This window comes from Halorubrum sp. Ea8, assembly GCF_002252925.1.
Classification (GTDB): Archaea; Halobacteriota; Halobacteria; order Halobacteriales; family Haloferacaceae; genus Halorubrum.
Genome location: NZ_NHPF01000165.1, coordinates 1 through 25,075, shown reverse-complemented (window position 1 = coordinate 25,075; position 25,075 = coordinate 1). Strand labels below are relative to the sequence as shown.

At 70.1% G+C, this 25,075-nt stretch carries 28 protein-coding genes and 1 pseudogene; 15 read left to right on the top strand and 14 right to left on the bottom strand.

Going from position 1 to position 25,075, the window contains the following annotated elements; genetic code table 11:
• The 7 genes and pseudogenes from DJ74_RS18460 to aglM form a co-directional block, all read right to left on the bottom strand.
• Nucleotides 1–577, bottom strand: a pseudogene (locus DJ74_RS18460) (hypothetical protein); the annotation flags it as partial.
• A complete protein-coding gene (locus DJ74_RS18455) occupies nt 574–1,650 on the bottom strand; it encodes a M48 family metalloprotease (protein WP_094528288.1) in 1,077 nt (358 codons plus the stop codon). The pseudogene DJ74_RS18460 and the gene DJ74_RS18455, both read right to left, overlap by 4 nt.
• A gap of 33 nt (nt 1,651–1,683) precedes the next feature.
• Nucleotides 1,684–2,451, bottom strand: a complete 768-nt coding sequence (locus DJ74_RS18450; RefSeq protein WP_094528287.1) for a hypothetical protein — start codon at nt 2,449–2,451, stop codon at nt 1,684–1,686.
• 67 nt (nt 2,452–2,518) lie between these two features.
• On the bottom strand, nt 2,519–3,364 hold the full coding sequence (locus tag DJ74_RS18445) for a hypothetical protein (protein ID WP_094528286.1): 846 nt from the start codon (nt 3,362–3,364) through the stop codon (nt 2,519–2,521).
• 61 nt (nt 3,365–3,425) lie between these two features.
• Nucleotides 3,426–3,755, bottom strand: a complete 330-nt coding sequence (locus DJ74_RS18440) for a 2Fe-2S iron-sulfur cluster-binding protein (protein ID WP_094528285.1) — start codon at nt 3,753–3,755, stop codon at nt 3,426–3,428.
• A gap of 6 nt (nt 3,756–3,761) precedes the next feature.
• On the bottom strand, nt 3,762–5,165 hold the full coding sequence (locus tag DJ74_RS18435) for a selenium-binding protein SBP56-related protein (protein ID WP_094528284.1): 1,404 nt from the start codon (nt 5,163–5,165) through the stop codon (nt 3,762–3,764).
• Between the two features lie 168 nt (nt 5,166–5,333).
• A complete protein-coding gene (gene aglM, locus DJ74_RS18430) occupies nt 5,334–6,656 on the bottom strand; it encodes a UDP-glucose 6-dehydrogenase AglM (protein ID WP_094528283.1) in 1,323 nt (440 codons plus the stop codon).
• A 111-nt stretch (nt 6,657–6,767) separates the two neighbouring features.
• Here aglM and DJ74_RS18425 point away from each other — a divergent pair, with 111 nt between their 5' ends.
• The 3 genes from DJ74_RS18425 to DJ74_RS18415 all read left to right on the top strand — a co-directional run bounded on the left by DJ74_RS18425 (nt 6,768) and on the right by DJ74_RS18415 (nt 8,518).
• Nucleotides 6,768–7,328, top strand: a complete 561-nt coding sequence (locus DJ74_RS18425) for a TIGR04206 family protein (RefSeq protein WP_094528282.1) — start codon at nt 6,768–6,770, stop codon at nt 7,326–7,328.
• A gap of 62 nt (nt 7,329–7,390) precedes the next feature.
• On the top strand, nt 7,391–8,257 hold the full coding sequence (locus tag DJ74_RS18420) for a ZIP family metal transporter (RefSeq protein ID WP_094528281.1): 867 nt from the start codon (nt 7,391–7,393) through the stop codon (nt 8,255–8,257).
• Between the two features lie 51 nt (nt 8,258–8,308).
• A complete protein-coding gene (locus DJ74_RS18415) occupies nt 8,309–8,518 on the top strand; it encodes a hypothetical protein (RefSeq protein WP_094523410.1) in 210 nt (69 codons plus the stop codon).
• Between the two features lie 27 nt (nt 8,519–8,545).
• Here DJ74_RS18415 and aroC read toward each other — a convergent pair whose 3' ends face one another.
• Nucleotides 8,546–9,733: a chorismate synthase gene (gene aroC, locus DJ74_RS18410; RefSeq protein ID WP_094523408.1), complete on the bottom strand. Its 1,188-nt coding sequence runs from the start codon at nt 9,731–9,733 to the stop codon at nt 8,546–8,548.
• A gap of 147 nt (nt 9,734–9,880) precedes the next feature.
• On the opposite strand from aroC, the gene DJ74_RS18405 reads away from it, so the two are divergent.
• The 6 genes from DJ74_RS18405 to DJ74_RS18380 all read left to right on the top strand — a co-directional run bounded on the left by DJ74_RS18405 (nt 9,881) and on the right by DJ74_RS18380 (nt 16,529).
• Entirely contained in the window at nt 9,881–10,102 is a 222-nt protein-coding gene (locus DJ74_RS18405; protein ID WP_094523406.1) for a hypothetical protein, read from the top strand.
• 73 nt (nt 10,103–10,175) lie between these two features.
• Nucleotides 10,176–10,952: an enoyl-CoA hydratase/isomerase family protein gene (locus DJ74_RS18400; RefSeq protein WP_094528280.1), complete on the top strand. Its 777-nt coding sequence runs from the start codon at nt 10,176–10,178 to the stop codon at nt 10,950–10,952.
• 127 nt (nt 10,953–11,079) lie between these two features.
• Nucleotides 11,080–11,649, top strand: coding sequence for a hypoxanthine/guanine phosphoribosyltransferase (gene hpt, locus DJ74_RS18395; protein WP_094523402.1), 570 nt, complete (start codon nt 11,080–11,082; stop codon nt 11,647–11,649).
• A gap of 1,138 nt (nt 11,650–12,787) precedes the next feature.
• Entirely contained in the window at nt 12,788–13,465 is a 678-nt protein-coding gene (locus DJ74_RS18390; RefSeq protein WP_094528279.1) for a type 1 glutamine amidotransferase domain-containing protein, read from the top strand.
• Nucleotides 13,466–13,591: 126 nt separating this feature from the next.
• Entirely contained in the window at nt 13,592–14,011 is a 420-nt protein-coding gene (locus DJ74_RS18385; RefSeq protein ID WP_094528278.1) for a hypothetical protein, read from the top strand.
• Nucleotides 14,012–14,261: 250 nt separating this feature from the next.
• Nucleotides 14,262–16,529, top strand: a complete 2,268-nt coding sequence (locus tag DJ74_RS18380; RefSeq protein ID WP_094528277.1) for an alkaline phosphatase PhoX — start codon at nt 14,262–14,264, stop codon at nt 16,527–16,529.
• A gap of 138 nt (nt 16,530–16,667) precedes the next feature.
• Here the strand turns inward: DJ74_RS18380 and DJ74_RS18375 are convergent, their stop codons facing one another.
• From DJ74_RS18375 to DJ74_RS18365, 3 genes are all read right to left on the bottom strand, one after another.
• Complete coding sequence (locus DJ74_RS18375) at nt 16,668–16,952, bottom strand: transcriptional regulator (RefSeq protein ID WP_094528276.1); 285 nt, start codon at nt 16,950–16,952, stop codon at nt 16,668–16,670.
• 56 nt (nt 16,953–17,008) lie between these two features.
• Nucleotides 17,009–17,557, bottom strand: a complete 549-nt coding sequence (locus DJ74_RS18370) for a DUF2249 domain-containing protein (RefSeq protein ID WP_094528275.1) — start codon at nt 17,555–17,557, stop codon at nt 17,009–17,011.
• 131 nt (nt 17,558–17,688) lie between these two features.
• Nucleotides 17,689–18,054, bottom strand: coding sequence for a hypothetical protein (locus DJ74_RS18365; RefSeq protein ID WP_094523390.1), 366 nt, complete (start codon nt 18,052–18,054; stop codon nt 17,689–17,691).
• A gap of 158 nt (nt 18,055–18,212) precedes the next feature.
• Between DJ74_RS18365 and nth the strand changes: the two genes are divergently transcribed.
• The 6 genes from nth to DJ74_RS18335 all read left to right on the top strand — a co-directional run bounded on the left by nth (nt 18,213) and on the right by DJ74_RS18335 (nt 22,744).
• Entirely contained in the window at nt 18,213–18,896 is a 684-nt protein-coding gene (gene nth, locus DJ74_RS18360; protein WP_094523388.1) for an endonuclease III, read from the top strand.
• A 157-nt stretch (nt 18,897–19,053) separates the two neighbouring features.
• Complete coding sequence (locus DJ74_RS18355) at nt 19,054–19,611, top strand: DoxX family protein (RefSeq protein ID WP_094528274.1); 558 nt, start codon at nt 19,054–19,056, stop codon at nt 19,609–19,611.
• A 195-nt stretch (nt 19,612–19,806) separates the two neighbouring features.
• Nucleotides 19,807–20,886, top strand: coding sequence for a glutamate--cysteine ligase (locus DJ74_RS18350; protein WP_094528273.1), 1,080 nt, complete (start codon nt 19,807–19,809; stop codon nt 20,884–20,886).
• A 103-nt stretch (nt 20,887–20,989) separates the two neighbouring features.
• A complete protein-coding gene (locus DJ74_RS18345; protein WP_094528272.1) occupies nt 20,990–21,628 on the top strand; it encodes a winged helix-turn-helix domain-containing protein in 639 nt (212 codons plus the stop codon).
• Between the two features lie 91 nt (nt 21,629–21,719).
• On the top strand, nt 21,720–22,214 hold the full coding sequence (locus DJ74_RS18340; protein ID WP_094528271.1) for a phosphopantetheine adenylyltransferase: 495 nt from the start codon (nt 21,720–21,722) through the stop codon (nt 22,212–22,214).
• Nucleotides 22,211–22,744: a hypothetical protein gene (locus DJ74_RS18335; protein WP_094528270.1), complete on the top strand. Its 534-nt coding sequence runs from the start codon at nt 22,211–22,213 to the stop codon at nt 22,742–22,744. Before DJ74_RS18340 ends, DJ74_RS18335 begins: the two co-directional genes overlap by 4 nt.
• 33 nt (nt 22,745–22,777) lie before the next feature.
• On the opposite strand, the gene DJ74_RS18330 is transcribed toward DJ74_RS18335, so the two are convergent.
• The 3 genes from DJ74_RS18330 to DJ74_RS18320 all read right to left on the bottom strand — a co-directional run bounded on the left by DJ74_RS18330 (nt 22,778) and on the right by DJ74_RS18320 (nt 24,979).
• Nucleotides 22,778–24,208, bottom strand: a complete 1,431-nt coding sequence (locus tag DJ74_RS18330; protein WP_094528269.1) for an FAD-dependent oxidoreductase — start codon at nt 24,206–24,208, stop codon at nt 22,778–22,780.
• A gap of 119 nt (nt 24,209–24,327) precedes the next feature.
• Nucleotides 24,328–24,768, bottom strand: coding sequence for an RNA-binding protein (locus tag DJ74_RS18325; RefSeq protein WP_094528268.1), 441 nt, complete (start codon nt 24,766–24,768; stop codon nt 24,328–24,330).
• Between the two features lie 22 nt (nt 24,769–24,790).
• Nucleotides 24,791–24,979, bottom strand: a complete 189-nt coding sequence (locus tag DJ74_RS18320; protein ID WP_004050211.1) for a hypothetical protein — start codon at nt 24,977–24,979, stop codon at nt 24,791–24,793.
• Between the last annotated feature and the right edge of the window lie 96 nt (nt 24,980–25,075).

The window sequence follows — 25,075 nt, the reverse complement described above, 5'->3', positions numbered from 1 at the left end:
CGGTCGCACCGTCGTCGTCACCGGTCGCACCGTCGTCGTCGCCGGTCCCGCCGTCGGCGCTCTCGGCGATCGCGTCGGTCCGCCAGCGGACGGGGTCTGGCTCGTCGGCCTCGTCGCCGTCGCTGTCGGCGGTGTCGACCGTCGGGTCGTCGAGGTCGAGCGCGGCGCGCTCGCGGTCGATCGCGGTGACGCGGCCGCCCTCGACGGGGACGAACACCGACGTCTCGGTGACGGCCGGGACGCCCGTCGCCTGTCGGTCGGTCTCCGCCTCGAGCCGGGCGTCGCCGGCCGGGTCGAGGCCGGTCACCTCGGCGTTCTCGTAGTCGCGCCACGCGTCCTCCTCGAAGTCGAACGTCCGTCCCGACTGGTTCCGGACGACGAACAGCCGGTCACCCGCGGGGCGGAACCACCGGTCGCCGGCGCCGAACATCCCGCCGCCCCCGAGCGACGACTCCCACGCGAGGTCGCCGCCGCCGGGGCGGTAGCCGCAGCCGGCGAGCGCGCCCGCGAGACCGACGCCGGCGGTCGCGAGGAACCGGCGCCGTGGGGGGTGTCCGGGGGAGCCACGCCCCGTCACGCCGCCTCACCCGCGCGCTCGCGGAGCCGCCGGACCCGCTCGCGGGTCGGGGGATGGGTCTCCGGGAACACGTCGGTGCTCACCAGCTCCTCGTCGCCGAACGCGCGGCTCTCCAGCGGCGCGACGTACAGCGCCTCGGCGCCGCCGTCGAACTCGCGGAGGTCGCGTTCGGGCACCGCCGGCATCGATTCGTCGAGCGTCTCCAGCGCGCTCGCGAGCGCCGCCGGCGACCCCGTGATCTCGGCGGCCGCGCCGTCGGCCGCGTACTCGCGGTACCGCGAGAGCACCCGGTGGATGAGGACGCTCCCGAACCAGAACATCGCCGAGACGGTGAGCGTGAGGACCGCGCTCACCGTGATCACGACGATCCCGACCGCGAGCGCCCGGCCGTCGCGGTTCCCGCCCGACCCGCCGCCGACGCTGAGGAACCGGAACAGGCCGTAGAGGACGTAGAAGGCGAGCACGGCGAGGTAGTAGGTGACGGTCGGGAGCACCCACGCGACGGTCATCAGACTGGCGTCGCGGTTCGCGAGGTGCGCGAGCTCGTGGGCCACCACGGCGTCGCGCTCGTCGTCGTCGAGCGCCTCCAACAGCGCGGTCGTGACGACGACGGTGCCGTTCCCGGGCGTCCCGACCGCGAAGGCGTTCGGCAGCTCGGTCCGCGCGACCGCCACGTCCGGCTTCGGGACGTCCGCCTGCGCGGCCAGCCGCGTGACGGCGGCGTGGAGCTCCGGGTACTCGTCGGGCGACACCCGCCGCCCGCCGACGGAGCGGAGGACGGTCCGCGGGCCGTACCGGTACTGGACCGCGAGTCCGACGAGGACGACGACCGTCAGGAGGACGGGGTCGACGTAGAACTCGCCCGTGTACGGGCGCTCGTTCGCCCACTCCAACAGGGGGAGCCCGACCGCGTTGATCAGGAAGACGAACGCGTAGACGAACGCGAACGGGAGCGCAATCACCAGTCCGGTCGCGATCGCCATCCGGAGGCGGAGCCGCTGGTCTCGGTCGAGCCGGTTCGGCGGGGCGAGCGCGCGGAGGGGACGGAGGAGGTCGGCGATGGAGGGCGACATCGTATGCGACGGCCGCATAGGACTGCCGCCGGCTTAAATCTGCTCGGTCGGCGTCGAACACCGCATACAGAGCACGTCGGTGCCGGCCCAGTTGACGTCGTTCGATCCGCAGCTCGGACACCGGTGCGTCTCGTTGCCGTACTCGGTCGTGCCCCGCGGCGCCGCGAGGTGGCCGTCCGCGACCGCCTTCTCGACGAGGCCGGCGAAGCGCTGCTTTTTGATCCGGGCGCGGTGCGCGAGGAAGTCGCCCGCCCTGGCGGGGTCCGACCCGTGGAGGTCCTCCCACTGGATCGCGATCTCGCCGTTCGCCTGCCCGCGGGCGACCTGCTTGATCGTCGCCGCCGCGGCGCCGAACAGCGGGGTCGTCGCGAGCGCCTGCGGCGAGTCGATCGCGTCGGCGGCGGCCGCGTACCGCTCCGCGGCGTCGTCGTACGCCGCGTCGGCCCCGTCGAGTCCGCCGGCGACGCGGAAGTCGGCGACGAACTCCCCGAGGCAGGCCGTCTGCCCGGGCGCGTCGAGGACGCGCTGGAAGTCGCGCGTCGCGGCGATCCCCTCGACCGCTCGCTGGGTGGCGCGGCCGTCGACGCCCGCGACTCGGTACGCGACGGTCGCGGCGAGCAGGTGTTGGAGCCCCTGGCCGATCCACCCCTTCTCGTCCGGCGCGAACGGGTCGAGGTCCTCGCGCGGGTCGGCGAGCACGCGCCGCCCGCCGCGCGTGTATCGGTCGCCGGCGCGCTCGTACTCGCGGACCGCGAGCGCGTCCACCGCCGCGTCGTGGTGGCCGCCGTCCTGCGTGTTCATACCGATCCCACGTGCGCCACGGGATTATCGCTGGCGGTCGTCGAGCCGCCGCGCGGCGGGGTCGGACTCACGCCGGCGCGGCGCCGGGGCTGACCGCCTCGTAGAACGCGACCGAGTAAGTCGCGTAGAACGCGGCGAACGCGCTCGTCAGCAGGAGGTAGCCGACGCCGGCCGCGGCGATCACGGGCAGGGTCGGCTCGACCCCCGCCAAGTCGGCGAACGGCGTGCCGGGCATCCCCGCGGACTGGGGACCGAGAACGACCGAGGCCGCCGCGGCCAGCGTCCCGAGGACGACGCTCCCGACGAGGAGGATCAGCGTGTAGCCGGCGACGCTCAGGAGGTTCGACCGGACGAGCCCCACGCTGCGCCGGAACCCGTCGACGAGCTCCGCGTCGTCGAGGACGACCGCGTGGGCGTAGAACTGGACGGCGAAGGAGACGAGGAGGTACGCGAGGAGGAACCCGCCTCCGACGACCGCGAGGAGCGCGAGCAGCGTCGGGTCGACGCCGACGCCCGGCGCGTCCGCGGGCATCGACGCGTGGCCGCCGATCACGGCGATCAGTCCGCCCACGAACGCGACGAACCCGAAGACGAGGTTGATCGCGAGCAGGACGAAGTAGCCGAGCAGCAGCGACACGTAGTTCGCCTTCCCCTCGGCGACCAGCGTCCCGAGGCCGGTCCGTCCCGCGACGGCCTCGCTCGCCATGCCGAGCAGCCCGCCCTGGACGAACGGGAGCACGAGAACGAACGCGGCGAAGGTCGCGAGCGAGACGCCCGCCGACAGGATCGGTCGCGTCGGCGGAACGAGGAGGTTCGGGGCCTGCGCGAGCCCGTACAGCGCCGTGACGAGCAGGAGGACCGGGTTGCGAACGATACCACCGACTGCCGGACGGAGGGCGTGGAGGGCCGCCATGGCCTCACGTTTCGGTCGGCGTATATAAATTGACCGTCCGCGTCCGTCGCCGGAGCGGGCCTCACTTCCAGGGCGTCCCGACGACCTCGGCCTGGATCTCGTGGCCGACGCGGAGTCGACAGTCGGACTCGGGCGCGGCGACGCAGGGGAGGACGTAGCCGGCGTCGAGGGCGGACGGCTTCAGCGCTCGCGGCGACCGTCCGTGACGCACCTCGCCGTCGAGCAGCTCCGCCGTGCAGGTGCCGCACGCGCCGTACAGGCAGCCGTACGGGAGGCCCACGTCGACCCGCTCCGCCGCGTCGACGATCGTCTCGCCCTCCGCGACGCGGATCGTCTCCGTCCCCCCGTCCGGGCGGACGAGTTCGACGGCGTGGGTCGTCGCGTCAGTCACGACCGATCACTGCCAGACGTCGCTCGTGCAGTCGCCGCCCGGCCAGCGGATCTCGTGGGCGCGCGCCGGGCCGCCGGGCGCGTCGCCGAAGTCGACGAGGAACTCCTCGTCCAGTTCCAGCCGTCCCTCGTCGGGATAGACGTCCGCCTTGAGCATGAGCGACCCCTCCTCGGCGATGTCCGGGAAGAACTGGTTGTCCCACGACGAGAACAGCGACGTCGTCCAGTAGAGCCGCTCGCCGTCCCGGGAGAGCTGGAGCATCTGCGGCGCGCCGCGGATCTCCTCGGCCTGCACCGTCTGCCGGTCGCCGAAGAGACCGCCGGCCCACACCCGATCGACCAGTCGCGGGTTGCCGGCGTCGCTCACGTCGTACATCCGGACGTCGCCGTGGAGCCAGTTCGAGAAGAACAGGTACTGGTCGTCCAGCGACAGCAGGATGTCCGTGATGAGCGGCGGCACCGGCATGTCCCAGTCCTCGTGTTCGCGCGGCTCCTCGTCGATGACGACGTCCCAGTCCCACGTGCCGTCGGTCGTCTCGTAGAAGCGGATGATGTTCGAGGAGAGCGCCGCGCCGACGTACCCCTGCGTCTCCTCCGGGTTGTGGCTCATCCGGACTTCGAGCGGAATCCGCCCCTGCTCGCCGAACTCGAGCGTCTGTACGTGCTCGCGGCCCTCCCACGACCAGATGTGGATGCTGTCGCCGTAGTCGCCCGCCTCGACGTCCTCGAGGTCGAACCCCGGGTAGTAGGTGTTCGGCGCGGCCCACTCGCTGGAGATCATGACGTCGTGGCGGGGCTGATACCAGTAGTCGTAGTTCATCTCCATCTCGCCGAGGTCGGCCTCCCAGCGGCCGTCGATGCTGAAGTCCTCCTGGTCCAGCTGGAGGAACCCGCCGGGGAGCTCGCCGTTCGCGTCGCCGAGCATGCTGATGACGACCTTCCCGCCGGGGACGCAGTGGACCGTGTGCGGGGCGGACAGGTCGTGTTCGAACACCTCCTCCGGTTCGATGACCCTCACCATCTCGGGGTCGCGCGGGTCCTCGGCGTCGATGACGTGAATGCGCGAGGAGCGCTGGCCCGGAACGACCAGGTACTGCCGAGAGAGCCCCTCGGCGTGACACGACGAGGAGCAGGCGTTCCAGCCGAAGTGGTGGAGCTCGTCGCCCTTGTTTGGCATCTCGACCGCGTCGATCAGCTCGCTGTAGGTGTCCGACGCGGGGTCGAGGTCGACGACGCCGATCATGTCCGGCCCCTCGTTCTCCATACCCACCCGTGGCGCCATCACGTACGCCGTCTTTTCCCGACCGCTCTCGGTCCGCATCGCGGCCGGCGTCGGATACCCCGGCCCCTCGACCTCGTGGTGCTCGTGACCGTGCTGTTCCGCGTCGTGGCTGGGTTCGTCGGTGCTCATCCCAGATCGCCGGTTGGCATTCAGCACTATTAATAATGTAGTATCGTTTATATTCTAGTCACACAGTTATTTATCGAATTACATGTCAGTGCCGACTGACGGTCCCGAGCGCAACGACGTCCGGACGACCGGCGTCCCTCGGGTTATCGAACGCGGTAGTCGCCGCCGCTACCAGGTGAGCCCCTCGTACGTCAGGCCGTCGCGCCGCTCGATTATCCGCCGCCCGTCGATCACGACGGGCTCGGCCATGGCGTCGAAGGCGTCGTCGAGCGCCGCGAACTCGTCCCAGTCGGTGACGACGAGCGCGGCGCTCGCCCCCTCCAGCGCGGCGGCCGCGGAGTCGGCGTACGCGAGGTCGGGGAAGCGCTCGCGCATGGCGTCGGTCGCGACCGGGTCGTAGCCGACGACCTCGGCGCCGCGCGCCCGCAGCCCCTCGACGATCGGGATCGCCCGGGAGTTCCGGGTGTCGTCGGTGCCCGGTTTAAATGCGAGCCCGAGCACGGCGACGCGCTCGCCCGCGACGTCGACGTGCGAGTCCAGCAGTTCGAGCATGCGCTCCGGCTGGCCGTCGTTCACCGCGACCGCGGCGTCGAGCATCGGCGGCTCGTAGCCGGCTTCGCGGGCTGCTGCCCTAATTGCATCAACATCTTTGGGAAAACAACTTCCGCCCCAGCCGACCCCCGAGCGGAGGAACCGCGCCCCGATCCGGTCGTCGAGCCCGACCGCGTCCATCACCTCGTAGGCGTCGATCCCGAACCGCTTGCAGACGTTCCCCAGGTCGTTCGCCAGCGAGATCTTCGACGCCAAAAAGGCGTTGTTGGCGTACTTGATCATCACGGCGGTCTCGGGGTCGGTCCGGATCACCGGCACGTCGCCGTCGGTCGCGTCGAGCAGGGGCTCGTAGAGGGCCTCCAGCCGATCGGTCGCCCAGTCGGAGTCGGCGCCGAAGACGAGCTTGTCCGGGTGTTGGAAGTCGTCGACCGCGGACCCCTCGCGGAGGAACTCGGGGTTGGTCGCGAGCTCGACGCGGTCGGCCGCGTCGCCGGCGCCCGCCAGGAGCGCCTCGCGGACCTCGCGGACGCCCGGCGGCGTGATCGTGCTCTTGACGACGACGAGGTGGCGGTCCTCGGGGTCGTCCGCCGCGGCGGAGTCTCCTCCTACGTCCGCCAGCGCCTCGCCGGTCATCCCCGCGGCCGCGGTGAGCGGACCGAGGTCGATGCTACCGTCCTCGCGCGAGGGGGTACCGATCGCGAGGAACGTCACGTCGGCGTCGGGGACGCCGTCGTACTCGGTCGTCGCCCGGAGCCGGTCGCCCGCGTGCTCGGCCAGGAGGTCGTCGAGTCCCGGTTCGTGGATCGCCGCGCGGCCGTCGTTCAGGGCGTCGACGACGTCCGGGTCGATATCGATCGCCGTGACGTCGTGACCCGCGTCTGCAAGGCAGGCCGCGAGGGTGGTACCGACGTAACCGCTGCCGACGACGGTGACTCGCATGCCGAAACGAGCGACCCCCGACACAAAGAGCGTTGCGCGTCGCGCGGGCCCGTCCGGCCCGGGGGAGCCGATCCCGGTCGATTCTTACGGGTCCGCCTCCGAGCGATCGGCATGGTAGAGCGACCGCCGCGCGGGGCCGGCGCCGAGCGAGCCGACGGCGAGCGGTCGGGCGGGGCCGTCGCGAGCGAGCGCGGTCCCGTCGCGCGAATCGGCTGGGCCCTCGTCCTCGCGCTGCTCGCGGTCCCGATGGCCGTCATCCCGGCCGGCGGCGATCTCACGGTGGTGAGCCTGTGGGGGTTCCTCAACGCGGCGGCGTCCGGCTCCGGGGTCGGCGGGTACCCCGTGTGGGCGTACTTCCTCGACCAGTCGCGGCCGTTCGCGGCGCTCCCGGCGTCGATCCGCGCGTGGCCGCTCGCGATCGGGTTCCACCTGCTGTCGGCGGCGAGCGCCGTGGCCGGCGTGGCGCTCGGGCGGGAGGACCGACGCGTCACCGGCGGCCTGCTCGTCTTAGCGGCGACCGCGAGCCTGTGGGTCTCCGTCGGGCTCGCGACGCGGTTCGGCGTCGGGACCACGTCGAGCGTCTTCACCGTGCTCCCGGTCGGCGCGGTCGCGACGCTCGCGGTCGCCGTCGTCGCGTACGGCGGCGACCTCCGCGGAGTCGTCACGCGGTGAGGCGGTCGACGGCCGCTCCCACATCGACGGCGTTTATATAGGCGGCCGCGGAAGCACGCGCCATGACGACGCTGCCGAACGTCGCGGCCGTCACCGGGATCGCGGGGCTGGCGACGGGGCTCGGCGCGCTGCCGGTGTTCTTCCGGCCGGGGGTGACCCACCGGGTGTACGACGCCGCGCTCGGCCTCGCCGCCGGGCTGATGGTCGCCGCCAGCGTCTTCGGACTGATCGTCCCCGGCATGGAGGAGGGGACGCTCCGGGCGGTGATGTCGGGGGTCCTGCTCGGCGGGGGCGTGCTGCTCGGCGGGAACTACGCGATCCCGCACCTCCACGCGCAGTACCGCGAGTGGCTCCCCGAGGGCGGCGCGACCGGCGACGACGCCGCCATCCAGACGGGCGACGGCCCGACGGCGGACGAGCCGGGCGTCGAGGTCGACGCCGACGGCTCTCCGTCTGCGGTCGCCGCCGCGCGCGAGGTGACGCTCCGGAAAGCCGTGCTGATCGGGGGAGCGATCACCCTCCACAACGCCCCCGAGGGGTTGGCGATCGGCGTCGCATTCGCCTCCGGGTTAGAGGAGGTCGCGCTGCTGCTCGCGGTCGTGATCGGCCTCCAGAACGTCCCCGACGGGTTCGCGTTCGCGGTGCCGATGGCGGACACCGGGATGTCGAGCCCGCGGGTGCTCTGGTACACCACCCTCTCGGGGGTGGTCCCGCAGGTCGTCGCCTCGGTGTTCGGCTTCTCGCTCGTCGGGCTCGCGGCCGGTCTCTTCCCGGTCTCCGCCGGCTTCGCCGCGGGCGCGATGCTCGCGGTCGTCTTCCGGGAGCTGATCCCCTCCTCGCACGGTCACGGCCACGCCGACGCCGCCACCGGGGCGTTCCTCGTCGGGTTCGTGCTCCTCGTCGTCGTCGACGCGGTCGTCGTGGTGTGAGCCGCGCCGACCCGCGACAGCTTTTCGAGCCGCGAGTGGCAGGACCCGACCATGTCCGCCACCGTGTCGACGCCGACGGCCGACGAGACGTGCGCCTACTGCGGCTCGCGCATCTTCGAGCACGACCCGATCTGCGTGCGCGACTGCGACGACGACTGCGGGTCGCCCGCCTATTTCTGCAACTACGCCTGCCTCTCGGCGCACATCGACGAGGAGGACCTCACCGCGGGGAACGCCTGCGAGTGGTCGCCGGGTGAGTGACGCGGCGGACCGGCGGACGCTCGCTCGCTACTCGTTGTCCGGACTGCTCGGGTGGTAGTCGGTGTCGTACTGCCCCGGGTTGCCGTCGACGCGGTCGGGGTTGATCCGGCCGGCGAGCAGCATGAAGTCGAGGACGGTGCAGTACAGCATCGCCTCGACGACGGGGACGGCCCGCGGCGGAAGCACCGGGTCGTGCCGGCCGACGACCTGCACCTCCTTCTCCTCGCCCGTCTCCCAGTCGGCCGAGCGCTGCTTCTTCGGGATCGAGGTGGGCGCGTGCCACGTCGCCTCGCCGTAGATCGGCTCGCCGGTCGTGATCCCCCCCTGGAGCCCGCCGTGGTCGTTGCCGACGGGGACGGGGTCGCCCTCCTCGCTCTCGACGTGGTCGAACGACTCGCCGTCGTCGAACGTCCAGTCCTCGTTGCGGTCGCTGCCGGAGACGAGGGTCGCGTCCGTCCCGAGGCCGTACTCGACGCCGGTCGTCGCCGGGATGGAGAACATCGCCTGCCCGAGCCGGGCGGGGAAGCTGTCGAACCGCGGGGCGCCGAGTCCGCGGGGGACGCCGCGGCACTCGAAGTAGATAGAGCCGCCGATGGAGTCGCCGCGCTCTTGATACCCCTCGATCAGCTCCTGCATCTCGGCGGCGGCCTCGGGGTCGGCGCAGCGCACGTCGTTCTCCTCGCTGTGCTCGAGCAACTGCTCGAAGCTCACGGGCTCGGCCTCGACGTCGCCGATCTGGTTGACGTGCGCTTTGATCTCGACGTCGTGTTCGGAGGCGTCGAGCACCTGCTCCGCGACCGCGCCCGCGGCGACCCAGTTCACCGTCTCGCGCGCGGAGGAGCGCCCGCCGCCGCCCCAGTTGCGCGTGCCGAACTTCGCGGAGTAGGTGTAGTCGCCGTGCGAGGGGCGCGGCGCCGTGACGTACGGCTCGTACTTCCCGGAGCGCGCGTCCTTGTTCTGGATCACCATGCCGATGGGCGTCCCGGTGGTGTAGCCGTCCTGGACGCCGGAGTTGACGACGACCTCGTCGGGCTCGCCCCGGGAGGTCGTGATCATCGACTGGCCCGGCTTGCGCCGGTCGAGCTGCGCCTGGATCGCCTCCTCGTCGAGCTCGACCCCCGCGGGGACGCCCGAGACCGTCACGCCCATCGCGTCGCCGTGGCTCTCGCCGTACGTCGTCACCTGGAAGAGCCGACCGAACCGGTTCCCGTTCATACTCGCACGTGTGGCCGGGGGCATATAGGGGTTGCAATCCGCGCAACCGGACGGGCGGCCGGTCGGCCGCGGCCGGGACGGGCGCCGCGCGGTCGACGCCTCGCCGCGACCGACGGGAGTATATAAGGCGACGCCGTTGATGGGAGCGTGCGCGAACGTCTCACCTCCGACCTCGGCGTGTACGCCCTCTCGGGCCTGTTCTCGCTGGTCGTGTTCGCCGTGGCGCTGGGGATCCTCTCGCGGACGCTGCCCGGCGGGCTCGGCTCGCGCCAGCTCGTCGGTCTCGTGGTCGGCTACCTGCTGTTCATCGGCGCGTACACGGCCGCGTGGTTCATCTACAGCGAGATCGACAGCCGCGAGCAGATCTGACGCGGCGGCGTCCCCTCTGCCGTCGAGAGCGCGTCTGCCGAACGACTTTCACGCCGGCCCCTGAGTGACCGGTATGACGTGGGACACCATCACGCTCGACGTCGACGCGGACGGCGTCGCGACGCTCACCGTCGACCGCCCGGACCAGCTCAACGCCCTCACCGTCGACACGCTCGAAGCGATCGGGGAGGCGCTCGACGAGGCCGAGGCGGACGGCGCTCGCGCGCTGGTGCTGGCCGGCGCGGGCGACGAGGCGTTCGTCGCGGGCGCGGACATCTCCTACATGGTCGAGCTGTCGACGCCGGAGGCGCAGGCGTACGCCGAACTCGGCCACGGCGTCGCCGACGCGATCGAGTCGTTCCCGGCGCCGACGGTCGCGGCGATCGACGGCTACGCGTTCGGCGGCGGCTGCGAGCTGGCGCTCGCCTGCGACCTCCGGGTCGCCGCCGAGAGCGCCGTGCTCGGTCAGACCGAGATCGACCTCGGCATCATTCCGGGGTGGGGCGGCACCCAGCGGCTCTCGCGGCTCGTCGGCGACGAGACGGCCAAGCGGCTCGTCTTCCTGGGCGAGCGGATCGACGCCGCGGAGGCGGCCGAGGTCGGCTTCGTCGGCGAGGTCGTCGCGGACGACGCGTTCGACGACCGGATCGACGAGCTGGCGGGTGAGCTGGCCGCGAAGCCCGCGTTCGCGACCCGCGCCGCGAAGGAGGCGCTTAACGCGGTCCACGACGGGACCCAGAAGGGCGGTCTCGCCCTCGAACGTCGGGCGTGGGCCGGGCTGTTCGGCACGCACGACCAGCGCGAGGGCATGCGCGCGTTCCTCGAGAAGCGCGAGCCGGAGTTCGAGTAACTGCCGGCCGAGAACATCGAGGAGACGGTCGGGGTCGACGCGGTCGACACCGCTGCGATCCGTGACACCGAGGTCCACGGAACCGGGGGATCGCCACGCTTTATTAATCCGCCCCGGTACCGGTGACATGGACCAGTTGCGGCAGTCGCTCCTCGACGCGCCGATCATCGAGAAAGGCGAGTACCAGTACTTCGTCCACCCGATCAGCGACGGCGTCCCAATGCTCGAACCGGAGCTGCTCCGGGAGATCGTCATCCGGATCATCCGGAAGGCGGAGCTGGAGAACGTCGACAAGATCGTCACCCCCGCGGCGATGGGGATCCACATCTCCACCGCGCTCTCGCTGATGACCGACATCCCGCTGGTCGTCATCCGCAAGCGCCAGTACGGGCTCGACGGCGAGGTCCCGCTGTTCCAGGAGACGGGCTACTCCGAGTCGGAGATGTATATCAACGACGTGGAGGAGGGCGACCGCGTGCTCGTGCTCGACGACGTGCTCTCGACGGGCGGCACGATGAAGGCGATCCTCGACGCGCTGACGAACGAGGTCGGCGCGGACGTCGTCGACGTCGTCGCCGTGATCAAGAAGGCCGGCGACAACGAGCTCGACGACACCGACTACAACGTGAAGACGCTGATCAACGTCACCGTCGAGGACGGCGAGGTCGTGATCGTCGACGCGCAGGGCGACGACTAGGGAGCTGTTCGGTTTTAATCACTCCGTCAGTCGAGCCCCGTCGAACTCTCTATCAACGGACACGACGGACCTGCTGCATACAGAGGATTTCAACAGAGCCGCTTCTGAAAGTGCTGGCATTCCGTGGTGTCTCATTCCAGTTTCCGCACACTCCCCCCGCTCGTGTGTGTACGAATATGGAATGCCAGCAACGTAGAGTCCCGCTTTAGCAAGCATAAAGATACCGTATCACACACTTATCGCGTACTCACTCGCCTAGCTGCGGACTACCTGCGTAGCGGCCTGCACGCGAATCCCTTATTCGACTACAAAATACCCTCCTCAGCCGAGAATAGAACTGCTACAGGCTGAATACAGCTATCTATTGTAGGATTTCCAGGTAACGAACACGATTCGCTAAGAGGTGGTGTGATGAGAGTCAACCCTCATAATGATAAGATTGGCTCTGTTGAAATACTTAAGAACTGATAGAATCGGCGTGCGAGATTCAGAGAGTGAGTTCAGCACGACTACTTGATGAAGTTCATACTCTACCTGACCGAACCGCCATCCAGAACGTGTATATAATCAGATAGGTGAATCCCTTCCGCAAATAGGAATTGGACGTGTGAATTACTGTGCATCCATAGTTCGTTCGAGAATTTTGAGACCGATATAGACGGTACCTCCTACGAAAAGACCGTTTAGGACTACGCGTGCGACTTCAGATTCCACAAACGGGATGTGTATAAATAACGTGGCTCCCACACTAAGGGCTGTAAGGATTCCTGCAGCAAAGGCTAATCTGAGATTGGTCACAGTAGCGTTCTACTGGTTGAATACATAGTCCTAGTGTTTATTGACAGGGTTTGTCGATAGTCAACGGTCCACTCTCCGCCTTTATCGACCGATTGGCTGTTCGCAATCTGCCCCCTGTTCATACGAGACACGCGCTCTGTATGCAGCACAGCCGCTGACACCTGTCATTAGCGACGGATTTCGACAGAGCCGTCTCGTCGACGAACGGGCGCCGATCCGACGGCCTGCTCGGCGACGTGCGCCACAGTCCTGACGAGGCAACTGATAAACCCCGCGTCCGCCCGTCGTCGCTGCCGGGCGCGGGCGCCTTTTATGTCGCGGTCGTGAATGAGGAGTACACATGAGTAGTGCGCTGTTCGTCGTGAGCGAGGAAGGGTACTGGGCCGAGGAGTGCATCGAACCGCTGACGACCCTCGAAGCGGAGGGCGTCGACGTGACGGTCGCGACGCCGTCGGGGTCGCCGCCGGTCGTCGACGAGCGGTCGCTCGATCCGGAGGCGGCGGGCGGCGAGGAGCGGGTCGCGGAGCTCCGCGAGGTCGACGAGGAGCATCCGGGGCTCAACGATCCGGAGCCGATCGCGACGGTCGAGGCCGCGGGATACGACGCGGTCGTCTTCCCGGGCGGCCACGGCACCGTCTGGGACGTGAACCAGGACCGGCACGCGCGCCAGCTGCTGCTGGACGCGGTCGGCGGCGACGATGGCGTCGCGCTCGTCGTCTGCCACGCGGTCGGGATCCTGGCGTTCACCCGCGAGGCCGACGGGACGCCGCTCGTGGAGGGCCGCTCCGTCACCGGCTTCCCGAACGACTGGGAGGACGAAATCGTGGACGACCACGACGTGATGCCGGACGGCCGGAAGCTCCCGTACTGGGTCGAAGACGAGGTCGTCCTCGCCGGCGCCGACTGGGACGCCGAGCTCGACGCCGACACCAGCGTCACGGTCGACGGCGACCTGATCACCGCCCGCGGCCCGGGCTCCTCGGCGGACGCCGCGGCGACGCTGCTGGACGAGCTGTAACCCCGTCGCGCGCGAATCGCCCGCGTTTCGGACGGCTCCGTGTCCGTCCGCAGGCCTCGTTACGGCTATAGACGGCTATAGACCGCTATTACCGAGGTTTATGATCGGCCGCGACGAGTGGCGGGCATGGCCTCGACAGAGCGGATCGGCGAGACGTCGATCGGGACGTACCGGGAGTACGTCATGGACGTCCGCGTCGTCGAACTGGACGGCGGACGCTACCGGTTCGAAGCGCCGCGTCACGACGGGATCGAGTTCGGGGACGCCGAGACCGCCGAGCTCTACGCCGACATCTACTTCGACGTCAACGGGTTCGAGGAGGCCGGTACCGGCGATCGGGGCGTCCCGCCGATCATCATCCAAGCCGGCCGAGACACGCTCGCGGCGTACCTCCTCACCCAGCCGTACGCGGACCGTCAGTGGGTCGGCTCGTTCATGGGCGTCCAGCCCGGGAAGATAGAGCGATACGCATCGCGAGTCCGGAAGCGGGCGGACAACATCCGGCGGAACGTCTCGGAGATGGAGGACGCGGAGACCGATCTCTGAGCGGGACGAACGCAGTTCGTTTTCGGCGGGACGTACGGACCGTCGGGAGGCGGGGCCAGCGCCGCGGTTGTTTCCTCTCGGCGGAACGGGTAGCGGTACGGCGGCCGACGCGAGCGGACCCGACGGGTCACGACCGCGGGGGATCGGTCCGTTCCGCTTCCGTCGGCTATATAGCGACGGTAACCGCTCTAATCAGGGGTGTTAACCTATTATAAACGGGTTTTACGCTGGGATGCGCGCCCCCATGTGGATGGTTGACCAATCCAAACGGCGTCTGATGAAAGCCTCCGTCGCCGCCCTGGTCGGCGCGGGGGTCTCTGGCACCGCGAGCGGAGCGGAGGATAGCTACCGGGGGTACAGCCCCGCTGACTCGACGGACGACGAGGACACGCAGACCTCGGGCGCACCGAGCGTCGTGGGCGACCTCAAGCGGTTCTCGACGACGGCCTTCGGCGCGGAGATGACCGGACCGTTCGTCTTCGAGGACGGCTCGCTGCTGATCAGCGTCCAGCACCCGAGCCGCGACAACCCGGAACCGTACGACAGGGCCGGAGTCGGCTACTACGAGGGGTTCCAGTTCTCGTTCGATGGGGAGAACGACGACTTCAGCGAGTCCCCGGCCCCGGTCGAGGAACAGCAGGACGGCGTCTTCGCCGCCGCCGGCGACTTCGAGTACTTGATCCGAGAGGGGGACGCGATCAACGGCGGCACCGAGCGCTGGGGGATCACCCAGACCCCCGACGGACGGGACGTCACGACCGAGAACTTCGCGGGCACGACCTACGGCGACTCGGGGTACAACCCGGACGCCAACCACTTCGTCGCGACGGACGACGACGGGACGGAGGGATTCCTCTTCACGAACGACGAGAACAGTCCCGGGAACGTCATGCGGACCCCGCTGTCACAGACCGAGGACGGCGAGTGGGAGGCCGACGCCGAGAACGCGATCAACGCGGTCAACACGGACGCGTTCCGAGAGATCGGCGGGACCCGTATCAACTGCTACGGCGACCTCAGCCCGTGGAACACGCCGCTGTCCTCCGAGGAGAACTACGCCCACCCCCGAGCGAACCTCACGGGAACGATCGGCGATATCGTCGAGGCCGGCGACGGCGAAGGACTGCGCGGGGCGGCCTACTTCTGGAACCGGCCGAACCCCTCGGAGATCCAGCCGGCGGTCAACGACTACGACGAGGTCGACGGCTGGTACGTCCAGGGCTACTGGAACATGACCGGCGTCGAACACCTCGCCTACCACCTCGGCGCCGAGCCGGTCGAGTCCGGCGACGGGAACCCGATCGAACCGATCGGGGACGTCTACCCCAACCCGTACCGCTACGGCTATCACGTCGACGTCCGGAACCCGACGGGCGCGCCCGGAGAGCTCGACCCAGTCAAGTACTACGTGATGGGTCGGGCCGCGTGGGAGGCCCCCGATTTCCTCCCCGACGAGCGGACGGTCTACGGCTGCTCCGACGGCGACAGCAAGGGCATCTACAAGTTCGTCGCCGACCGACCGATCTCGAGTTACTGCGATCCGATGGACGTCGCCGGGACGCTCTACGCGCCGAAGATCACCAACGACGAGGCCGCGTCCGGGAAGTCGCCGGCCGAAGTCCCCCTCGACGTCGAGTGGCTGCCGATGGGACACGCCTCGAATCGGGAGGTCGAGTCGTGGATCGCCGAGTACGACGGCGTCACCCAAGTCGACTACCTCGAGAGCCACGCCGACTGGAGCGAGGGCGACGAGGTCACCGAGGCGGTCCTCAAGCAGGCGGATCTCGAAGTCATCGCGAACGGCAACGAAGACTACGTCTCGGACGAGCAGATCGTGGAGTGGGCCGAGCAGTACGCGGAACGGGGTCCGGACGGCGTCGACGAGGAGCTCAGGCGAGTGCCGTTCATCGAGACGCGGGCCGCGGCCAAGGAGATGGGCGCCTCCATCGAGTTCAACAAGGCGGAGGGCGTCGACAGCGTCGACGACGCCGAGCCGGGCGACTACGTCTACTTCGGCATCTCCGAGTTCAACGACGACCTGGCCGGCCCGACCAACGACGGCGGCGACATCGCGCTCGACCGCGTCGACGGCGGCGTCGTCTACCGCGCCGAGCTCGGGCCGCGATACGACGTCTCGACGCTCGAACCGGTCGTCGTCGGGCCCGACTTCACCAGCGAGGAGGCGATGAAAGACGTCGACGATTCGCTGCGCAACGTCGACAACGTCTACGCGATGCGCGACGGCCGCGTCCTCCTCTGTGAGGACGGCTGGCGGGGCGGAAACCGAAGCTATCCGAACGACGCGATGTACGTCTACGAGCCCGAGGAAACCGAACGGCGCGGGCCACCCGGTGGCGATCCGCCGGGCAACGGGAACGGCGGCGGAAACGGGAACGGGAACAGCGGTGGGAACGGTAACGGGAACGGCGGCGGAAACAGTAACGACAACGGAAACGGGAACGGCGGCGGAAACGGGAACGGCAACGGAAACGGGAACGGCGGCGGAAACGGCGGATAGGTTCGGGACCGCGGTCGCCCGTTGAGCGCTCGCCGTTTCGTTGGCGGCCGGGTTCGCGCCGGGACCGGTCCCTTCCGTCGTCGTGCGCTTCGGCCCTCCCAGGGGTTTCGACCGCGGGACCGCCGGTTCCCGGTCGGGCTACCGAATCACGAACGCCGGCTCTCCGATCCGTTCGCTCTTGCACTCCGGGCACCGCGACGGCTCGTTGACCGGGTCGTCGAAGCCGTCGAAGCCGCAGTCGCGGCACTCGGGCGGCGCGACGAGGAACCGCTCGTCGGCGTCGGCGTCGTCGACCGACCGCGAGACGTGGTCGAGGTGCTCGTACACGACCGGCGTCGGCAGCGACAGCGACTCGCCGAGGTCGCTCGCGGTCGCCGGGCCTTCGCGGAGCGTCTCGGCGATGCGCTGACGAGTCGTCTCCATGCCGGCCGTTCGCGGGCGGTGAATAAAACGGCGGCGGGAAACTGCTCGCCCGACCCTCACTCCGCGGGCCGCGGCGCCAACACCACCAGCGCGACGCTCTCCTCGCGCGCGGTCGGTTCGACCGTGGACTCCCCCCCGAACCGGAGGATCTCCCCGGCCTCGACTCGGTGGAGGTCGCCGTCGAGGGCGACGTCGACGGCGCCCTCCAGCACGTGGAACAGCACGGTCCGGTCGGGATGCTCGTGTCTAGGCACGCGCTCGCCCGCCTCCAGCGACAACCGGATCGTCTTCGGCTCCCGCCCGGGGAACGCGTCCGCGTGCGGCTCGCCGTCGAGGTCGGCGATGCGAGCCCGGTCGGCCCCGGGAGCGTCCCGGTCGGCCGCCTTCGGGAACTCGGCGACGAACCGAGAGGGGCCCTCCCGCTCCGACTCGTAGCCGTCGGCGTCGAACGCGGGCCTCTCGACCGCCATCTCGTGGTACAGCGGTTTCGGATCGTGGTCGTTGACGACCGTCAGCGTCTCGCCCGGCGCCAGCTCCTCGAAGGCGCCGTGTATCCGGCCGTGTCGCTCGCTCGGCGGGAGGTCTCGCACGTCGAGTTCGGTCATACGCGTTGGATTCCCCGCGACCCCTATGTGCGGTGTCGCGAACACGTTCGGGCCGCACCGGCGGTGGTCGGGGCGGGACGGGTCCGGTCCGCGACCGGGACGGCACGGGTCGGTCGAAGCAGCGGGACGGCTCAGGCCAGCCACAGGAGCCGGACGTTGCTCGCGGTGAGGTACGTGCCGACGAGCGTCAGGAGGACGGGCGGGAAGTAGTAGAGGAGCGCGTCGCCGTCGCGGGCGCCCGAGACGCTGATCCACAGCATCACGAGGTAGACGGCGATCTTCAGGGCCACGAGTCCGGAGAGCCCGAAGGAGTCGAGCGCGAAGACGACGACCGGGTTCGCCTCGTCGATCGTCGGGACGTACTCCAGGAAGGCGATCGTCGAGACGACGTCGCCGACGCCGTACGTCGCGGTCGCCGCGATCCACAGCCAGTAGAACTCCTGCGGCCGGCGGCTGTACGCCGGGCGACGTCGCCGTCGATCGCGGGACCGGGACACGGTTCGAGGTGTCGAGGCGACGAGGTGAATCTGCCGGTTCGCCGCGGTTGGCCGGTGGGGTCGCTCCGCCGCGGTCGCGCCGCCGAGCCCGCCCGCGCCGCCGAGACCGCCCGCGCCGCTTCCGGATCGTTCAATGTCGGCCGGCCGGAGGGATCCCCATGGGCACGCCACTGGAGCCGCGGGCGGAGCAGGTCGAGGAGGTCCTCGACCGGCTGTACGAGGAGTACCCGGACTCGACCATCTCGCTGAACTACTCGAACCGGCTGGAGCTGCTCATCGCCGTGATCCTCTCCGCGCAGTGCACCGACGAGCGCGTGAACGCTGTGTGCGCCGACCTCTTCGAGACGTACGAGACGCCCGAGGAGTACGCGAACGCGCCGCAGGAGGAGATGGCCGAGGCGATCAACTCGATCACCTACTACAACAACAAGGCGAAGTACATCCGCTCGGCGTGCGCGGACATCGCCGAGAAACACGACGGCGAGGTCCCCGACACGATGTCCGAGCTGACCGACCTGGCCGGGGTGGGACGGAAGACCGCCAACGTCGTCCTCCAGCACGGTCACGACGTCGTCGAGGGGATCGTGGTCGACACCCACGTCCAGCGGCTCACCCGGCGGCTCGGTATCACCGAGGAGGAGCGCCCCGAGGCGATCGAGCGGGACCTCCTCGACGTCGTCCCCGAGAGCGACTGGCAGCAGTTCACGCACCTCATGATCGACCACGGGCGCGCCACCTGCACCGCGATCAACCCGGACTGCGCCGACTGCGTGCTCGCGGACGTCTGCCCGTCCGAGAAGGGCGACGCCGAGGTCGACCTCGCGAGCGGAGAGGCGTGGTAACGGGTCCGCGCGACCGACGGAAGCGATGAGCGAGCGTCGCACGCGTATTTAAACACCCCTTCGAACGGGGGGTCTCCCCGAATGCCTCCACGCGAGAGGGAACTCGCTTCGTAGTTTATCTTCCATACCGGCGTACTCGCAAGTGAGGAGAGACGCTATGTCAATCAAAACCACAAACGAGTTCGGCGGGGAGATCGGCGGCGTCACGCTACTGGGGAAGGCGCACTCGCTGTCGGCGCTGTTCATCGTGATGCTCCGAGCGACGATCGGCGGGATGATCCTGTTCGCCGGGCTCGGGAAAGCGACCGGCGAGCCGTTCGACGCCAGCGGCTACCTCGTTCACGCGCCCGACGCGGCGAGTCCGGTCAGCGGCCTGTACGCCGCGATGGGCTCGACGCCGTGGTTCGTCGAGTTCGCGAACGTGTTCGTCCCGGCGACGCAGCTGCTCATCGGGACGGCGCTCATCCTGGGCGCGTTCGTCCGGCTGGCCGCGCTCGGCGGCGCGACGCAGATGGCGCTGTTCTACCTCGGCGGGTGGAGCGGCGACGTCCTCGCGCTGTTCGACTCGACGCTGGTGTACGCGGTCGTGTTCCTCACGGTCGCCGCCTTCGGCGCGGGTCGCGTCCTCGGGCTGGACGCCTACATCGAGCGGATCGAGGTCGGCGGCGAGGCGCTGACGGAGAAGTTCCCGGCGCTCCGCTACGTCCTCGGGTGAACGAGGGCGACGCCTAGCGCGTCGGTCGGGTAGCCGCGAACCGCCGACTCGTCTTCAGACCGTTCGGTTCTCCGGCCGCTTCGTCGCCGAGCGTCGACGCCGGTGACCGTGTCATCGCACGGACTCGGCCCCGGCACCGGCGCTCCGTTTCGGGTTCCATTCGATATAAGAGCGCGGGGGCGAAACGGAGCGGTAATGGATCTCGGTTCGCGGGACGCGTTCGCTCGGATGGGGACGCTCGGCATCGAGGAGGAGTTCTACATCGCGGATGCCGACGGTCGCCCGACGTCCGGAACCGACGACCTCGTGTACGGCCGCGACCCGCCGAGCGCGGTGCCCGACGGGTTCGACCACGAACTGTTTAAATGCACCATCGAGGCGCAGACCCAGCTGATCGAGGACCCCGCGGACGCCGAGGACGCCCTGTCGGCGGTCCGGAAGGCGCTCGTCGACCACGCCGCGGCCGACGGCTACCGGATCGCCGCCGCGGGGCTCCACCCGGCGGCGAAGTGGCGCGAGCTGGACCACGTCGAGAAGCCGCGCTACAAGGCGCAGCTCGACCGGATACAGTACCCCCAACACCGCAACACCACGGCCGGCCTCCACGTCCACGTCGGCGTCGACGACGCGGACAAGGCGGTGTGGATCGCCAACCGCCTCCGCTGGCACTGCCCCGTGCTGCTCGCGTTGTCGGCGAACTCCCCGTTCTGGAACGGCTTCGACACGGGGCTCGCGTCGGCCCGCGCGAAGATCTTCGAGAACCTCCCGAACACCGGGATCCCCTCCGCGTTCGACGACTTCGACGCCTTCCAGCGCTACGAGCGCCGGATGGTCGAGACGGACTCGATCGCCGACCGCGGCGAGCTCTGGTTCGACGTGCGCCCGCACACCGGCCACGGCACCGTCGAGGTGCGCGCGCCCGACGCCCAGCGCGACCCAGATGTCACCCTCGCGCTGGTCGAGTACGTGCACGCGCTCGTCGTCGACTACGCGGAGCGCTACGACGACGGCGAGTCCGCGCCGGCGCTCCGCCGCGAGCTGTTAGACGAGAACAAGTGGCGCGCGATCCGCCGCGGGCACGACGCCTCGTTCGTGGCCCGGAGCGGCGAGGAGACGGTCTCCCTCGGCGAGGTCGTCGACAGTGAGTGCGACCGGCTCGGGATCGACGGGATCCGCGGTGTGTACGACGCCGAGAGCGGCACCGAGCGCCAGCGGCGGCTCCGCGAGGAGTCCGGGCTCGACGCGCTGTGCGAGGACCTGGTCCTGTCGACGTGAGGCGGGCCGGGCGGCGACGGTGCCGGATCGTCGATCGCCGCGACTTCCGTCGGAACGAAAGCGACGAGAAACCCTTTTGGGCGCGCGGACACCACTCACAAGTATGACGAGTGACGAGTTCGACGACGACCCCGCCGCGGATCCCGACGGCGGCGCCGCCCTCGGGGCGGGAGAGGGAGAAGACGAGTCGCCGACAGAGCGGACCCGCGAGGAGCTCCGCAAGACGAGAGAGCGGCTCGGCGAGGGGGCCGACAAGGCGGTCAAGGGGTTCGACGACAACGTCGTCGACCTGCTGGCGTGGCTGCTCGACACCGAGACCCGGGCTCGGATCTACGTCTACCTGCGGGACAACCCGCGGAGCACGAGCGACGAGGTCGCCGACGGCACCGGCCTCTACCCGAGCACGGTCCGCGAGGCGCTCGCGGAGCTCCACGACGAGGAGAAGGTCGAGCGAGACAAGCGCGAGGCCAGCGGCGCCGGCAACAACCCCTACGAGTACGAGGCGATCGCGCCCAGCGAGCTGGTCCGGGGCGTCGTCGGCGACGTCCAGCGCGAGCTGAACGCCGTCTTCAACCTCGACCGACGCCTCGGCGGCGAGTCGCCGGACGGCGACGCGGAGCCCGTACAGATCTCCGTCGGTGGCGACGAGAGCGGGGAGGGACACGACGCGGACGGGGACGCCGGGGGACACGACGCGGACGACACCGCGGCGAACGACGAGGACGACGCCGCGAGCCGATAGCGACGACGCGGCGGGCACCGAACGGCGAAGAGGACGCCGCGACGGTTCCGAGTTCGGGACACTTTAAGTTCCGCCCGCGCAACCGACGGGCATGAACGTCGCGCTTGGTGGCACGTTCGATCCCGTTCACGACGGCCACCGGAAGCTGTTCGAACGGGCGTTCGAGCTGGGGGACGTCACCGTCGGCCTCACGTCCGACGAGCTCGCGCCGAAGACCCGACACGTCGAGCGCTACGTCCGCCCGTACGACCGCCGCAAGCGCGACCTAGAGGCCGAGCTGGCGCCCCGGGCCGAGGAGTACGACCGCGAGTTCGCGGTCCGCGAGCTCACCGAGCCGACCGGTATCGCCGTCGAGCCGGAGTTCGACGCCCTCATCGTCTCCCCCGAGACGAAGGCGGGCGGCGAGCGGATCAACGAGATCCGCCGCGAGCACGGGCACGACCCGCTCGAACTGGTCGTCGTCGACCACGTCCCGGCCGAGGACGGCGAGCGGATCTCGTCGACGCGGATCGTCGCGGGCGAGATAGACGAGCACGGCAACCTGACGCCCGACCGCGAGGGTCGCGGCGCGACCCGGCCGGAATGACGGCCGACGACGACCCCGGACGGCTCGCCCGCGTCGCGGTCGGAGAGACCGGATTCGAGCGCGCGGCCGTCTGGAGCGCGGTCGGCTTCGCGGTCTCGTACGTCGCCTTCGACGCGGTCGCACTCGCCGGCGGGATCGCTGGCCTGACTTCCGCCGGCGTCGTCGCGCCGGTCGCGGCGGTCCTCGCGGCGCTGACCGCCGTCGGAACGACCGCGTACGCCGCGGTCGGCGCCGGCGCGCTCCCCGCGGTCCTGCTCGCGTACGGCCCCCTCGCGGCCGCCCTCCTGCGGACGATCGGACCGACGCCGTACGCGATCCCCCTCGCCGACCCGCTCCCCTTCGCTGTCGCCATCGCCGAGCCGCTCGGGGTCGCCCTCGCGGCCGCGGTTGCAGTCGGCCTCGCCGGCTACGCGATCGGCCGGGTCGTCGCCGGTATCGGCGGCACCGACGGGGAAACGGACGAGTCGGCCGGCACGGACGGGTCCGCCGCCGCCGCGAACGGAGACGGGGAAGCGGGCGCGAGCGACTGACGCGAACGCGGGCGCAGGCGACCGAGTCGGACCTTACTCCCCGTCGAGCTTCCCGTTGAGCACCTTCGCCGCGACGAGGACCGGGTCCCACACCGGGCTGAACGGGGGCGCGTACGCCAGGTCGAGCCGCTCGACCTCGGGGACGGTCATGTCGGCCTCCAGCGCGGTCGCGAGCGTGTCGATCCGGATCGCGGCGCGGTCGGGGCCGACGATGCTCCCGCCGATCAGCCGCCCGGTGTCGCGGTCGGCGACGAGGGTCACGTCGGTCGGCGCCGCGCCCGGGTAGTAGCCCGACCGCGAGCCGGCGGTGACTGTCTCGCGGACCGGATCGAAGCCGGCCTCGCGGGCCGCTTCCGCCTCGACGAGGCCGACGCGACCGGCCTCCATGTCGAACGCCTTCACGACCGCGGTGCCCGCGACGTCGCCCACCGGCGAGGGGTCGCCCGCGACGGTGGCGCCGATCGCCCGCCCGGCGCGGTTCGCGGTGAGGCCGAGCGGGATCCACGCCGGCTCGCCCGTCACGGCGTGCCTCGCGGTCGCGCAGTCGCCGGCGGCGTACACGTCGGGGAGGCTCGTCCGGCCGTGCTCGTCGATCGAGATCGCGCCGCCCTCGCCGAGCTCGACGCCGGTCCCGTCCAACAGCCCCGTGTTCGGCCGGATCCCGACGCCGACGACCGCCATGTCGACGGGGAACGTCTCCCCGTCGAACGCCACGGCCTCGATCCGGTCGTCGCCGACGAGGCCCTTGACGGGGCTCCCCGTGTGGACGGTCACGCCCTCGTCGACCAGCTCCGCCTCGACGCGCTCGCCGACCGCCTCCCCGAACGGCGGGATCAGGTGGTCGGAGCGCTGGAAGACGTGGACGTCGAGATCGCGACCGGAGAGCGCCTCGGCCATCTCGACGCCGACGTAGCCGCCCCCGACGATCGCCGCCGTCTCGGGGGCCGGCATCGCGGCGTTGCGCTCGACGCGCTCGCGGTCGACCGCGCTCACGTCGGCGCGGTCTGGGTCGTACGCGTCGGGCTCAGCGATGTACGCGTCGATCGCGGCCGCGGCGTCCATGTTGTGGAGGGTAAAGGCGCCGTCGACCCCGCGCACGTCGAACGGCCCGGTCGACGCGCGCCCGCCGGTCGCGACGAGGAGGTCGCCGTACGGCTGCTCGAAGGCGTCGCCGTCGGCGGGTTCGACGGTGACGGTCTTCCCGGCCGGGTCCACCGCGACGACCTCGTGGCCGCGTCGGAGGTCGATCCCGCGCTCGTCGACCTCGCTCGGGGACAGCGAGAGGAGGTCCGACATGCGCTCGATGCGGCCCTCGATGAAGTACGGCGTCCCGCAGTAGGCGTACGAGATCCATCGGCCTTTCTCGAAGACGACGACTTCGCGGTCGGGCGCCTCGCGGCGGAACTTGCTGGCCGCGCTCAGCCCGGCCGCGTCGGCGCCGACCACGACGAAGGGATCGCTCATGAATTCGACGACGGCGGGACCGTATAAAAAGGCACTCCGCGGGTGCGGACCGGGCGCCCGATCACGGGACGGCCGCCCGGGCGTCGACGGTGAGACGCGACAATCGCGACAGCCGTTACCTAGGCGTCGTCGTCTGCCAGCCGCGACAGGGTCTCGCGGGCGTTCTCGACCGCGGCCTCCTTCTTCGCCGGGTACGCCTCCACCTTCGCGCGGACGGTGATTCCGGGGCCGAGCCGGACCTCGCCGCGGAACGCGGCCTGCTTGTCGGCGCGGAGGAACAGCGCGCAGTTGTCGTCGACGCGCTGGTCGAGCTCGTCGATCACGCGGTCGACGTCGTCGAGGTCGGCGAGCGCGTCGAGCACGTGGCGCATCCCGTCCGCGTTCTCGATCCGGGCCGAGAGCACGACGATCCGGTCGCCGTGGTGGCCGACGTTCTCGACGCGGTCGAGCTCGGCGTCCTCCGGGAGGAACCTGCGGAGGGCGTCTTCGACCCGCTTCTCGTCTTCGGTGGCGTACGAGAACGCCCGGAGGTCGACGTAGTGGAAGGGGACTTTGGGCATTGCGGGTCGGAAAAGGGGTCGGTTACTCCTCGCTCTCGACGGCGTCGAGCGCGTCCTCGGGGACGCCCGTCTCCTGGCCGTCCTCGAAGCTGACCGTGTAGGTCGCGTCGCCGAACATCGTCTCCATCACCTGCGTGATCGTGCCCGTCTCGCCGTCGTACTCGCTGTGTTTGTCGTGGAGCACGACCTCGTCTTCCTTCTCGAAGCTCATGCGCGTTCGTTCCGGTGGGACGCTTAAAAGCGCGCGGATCCGGAGCGGCGGACCGTCCCCGGGTCGGGGCGACGGACCGGATCCGCGCGCTTTTAA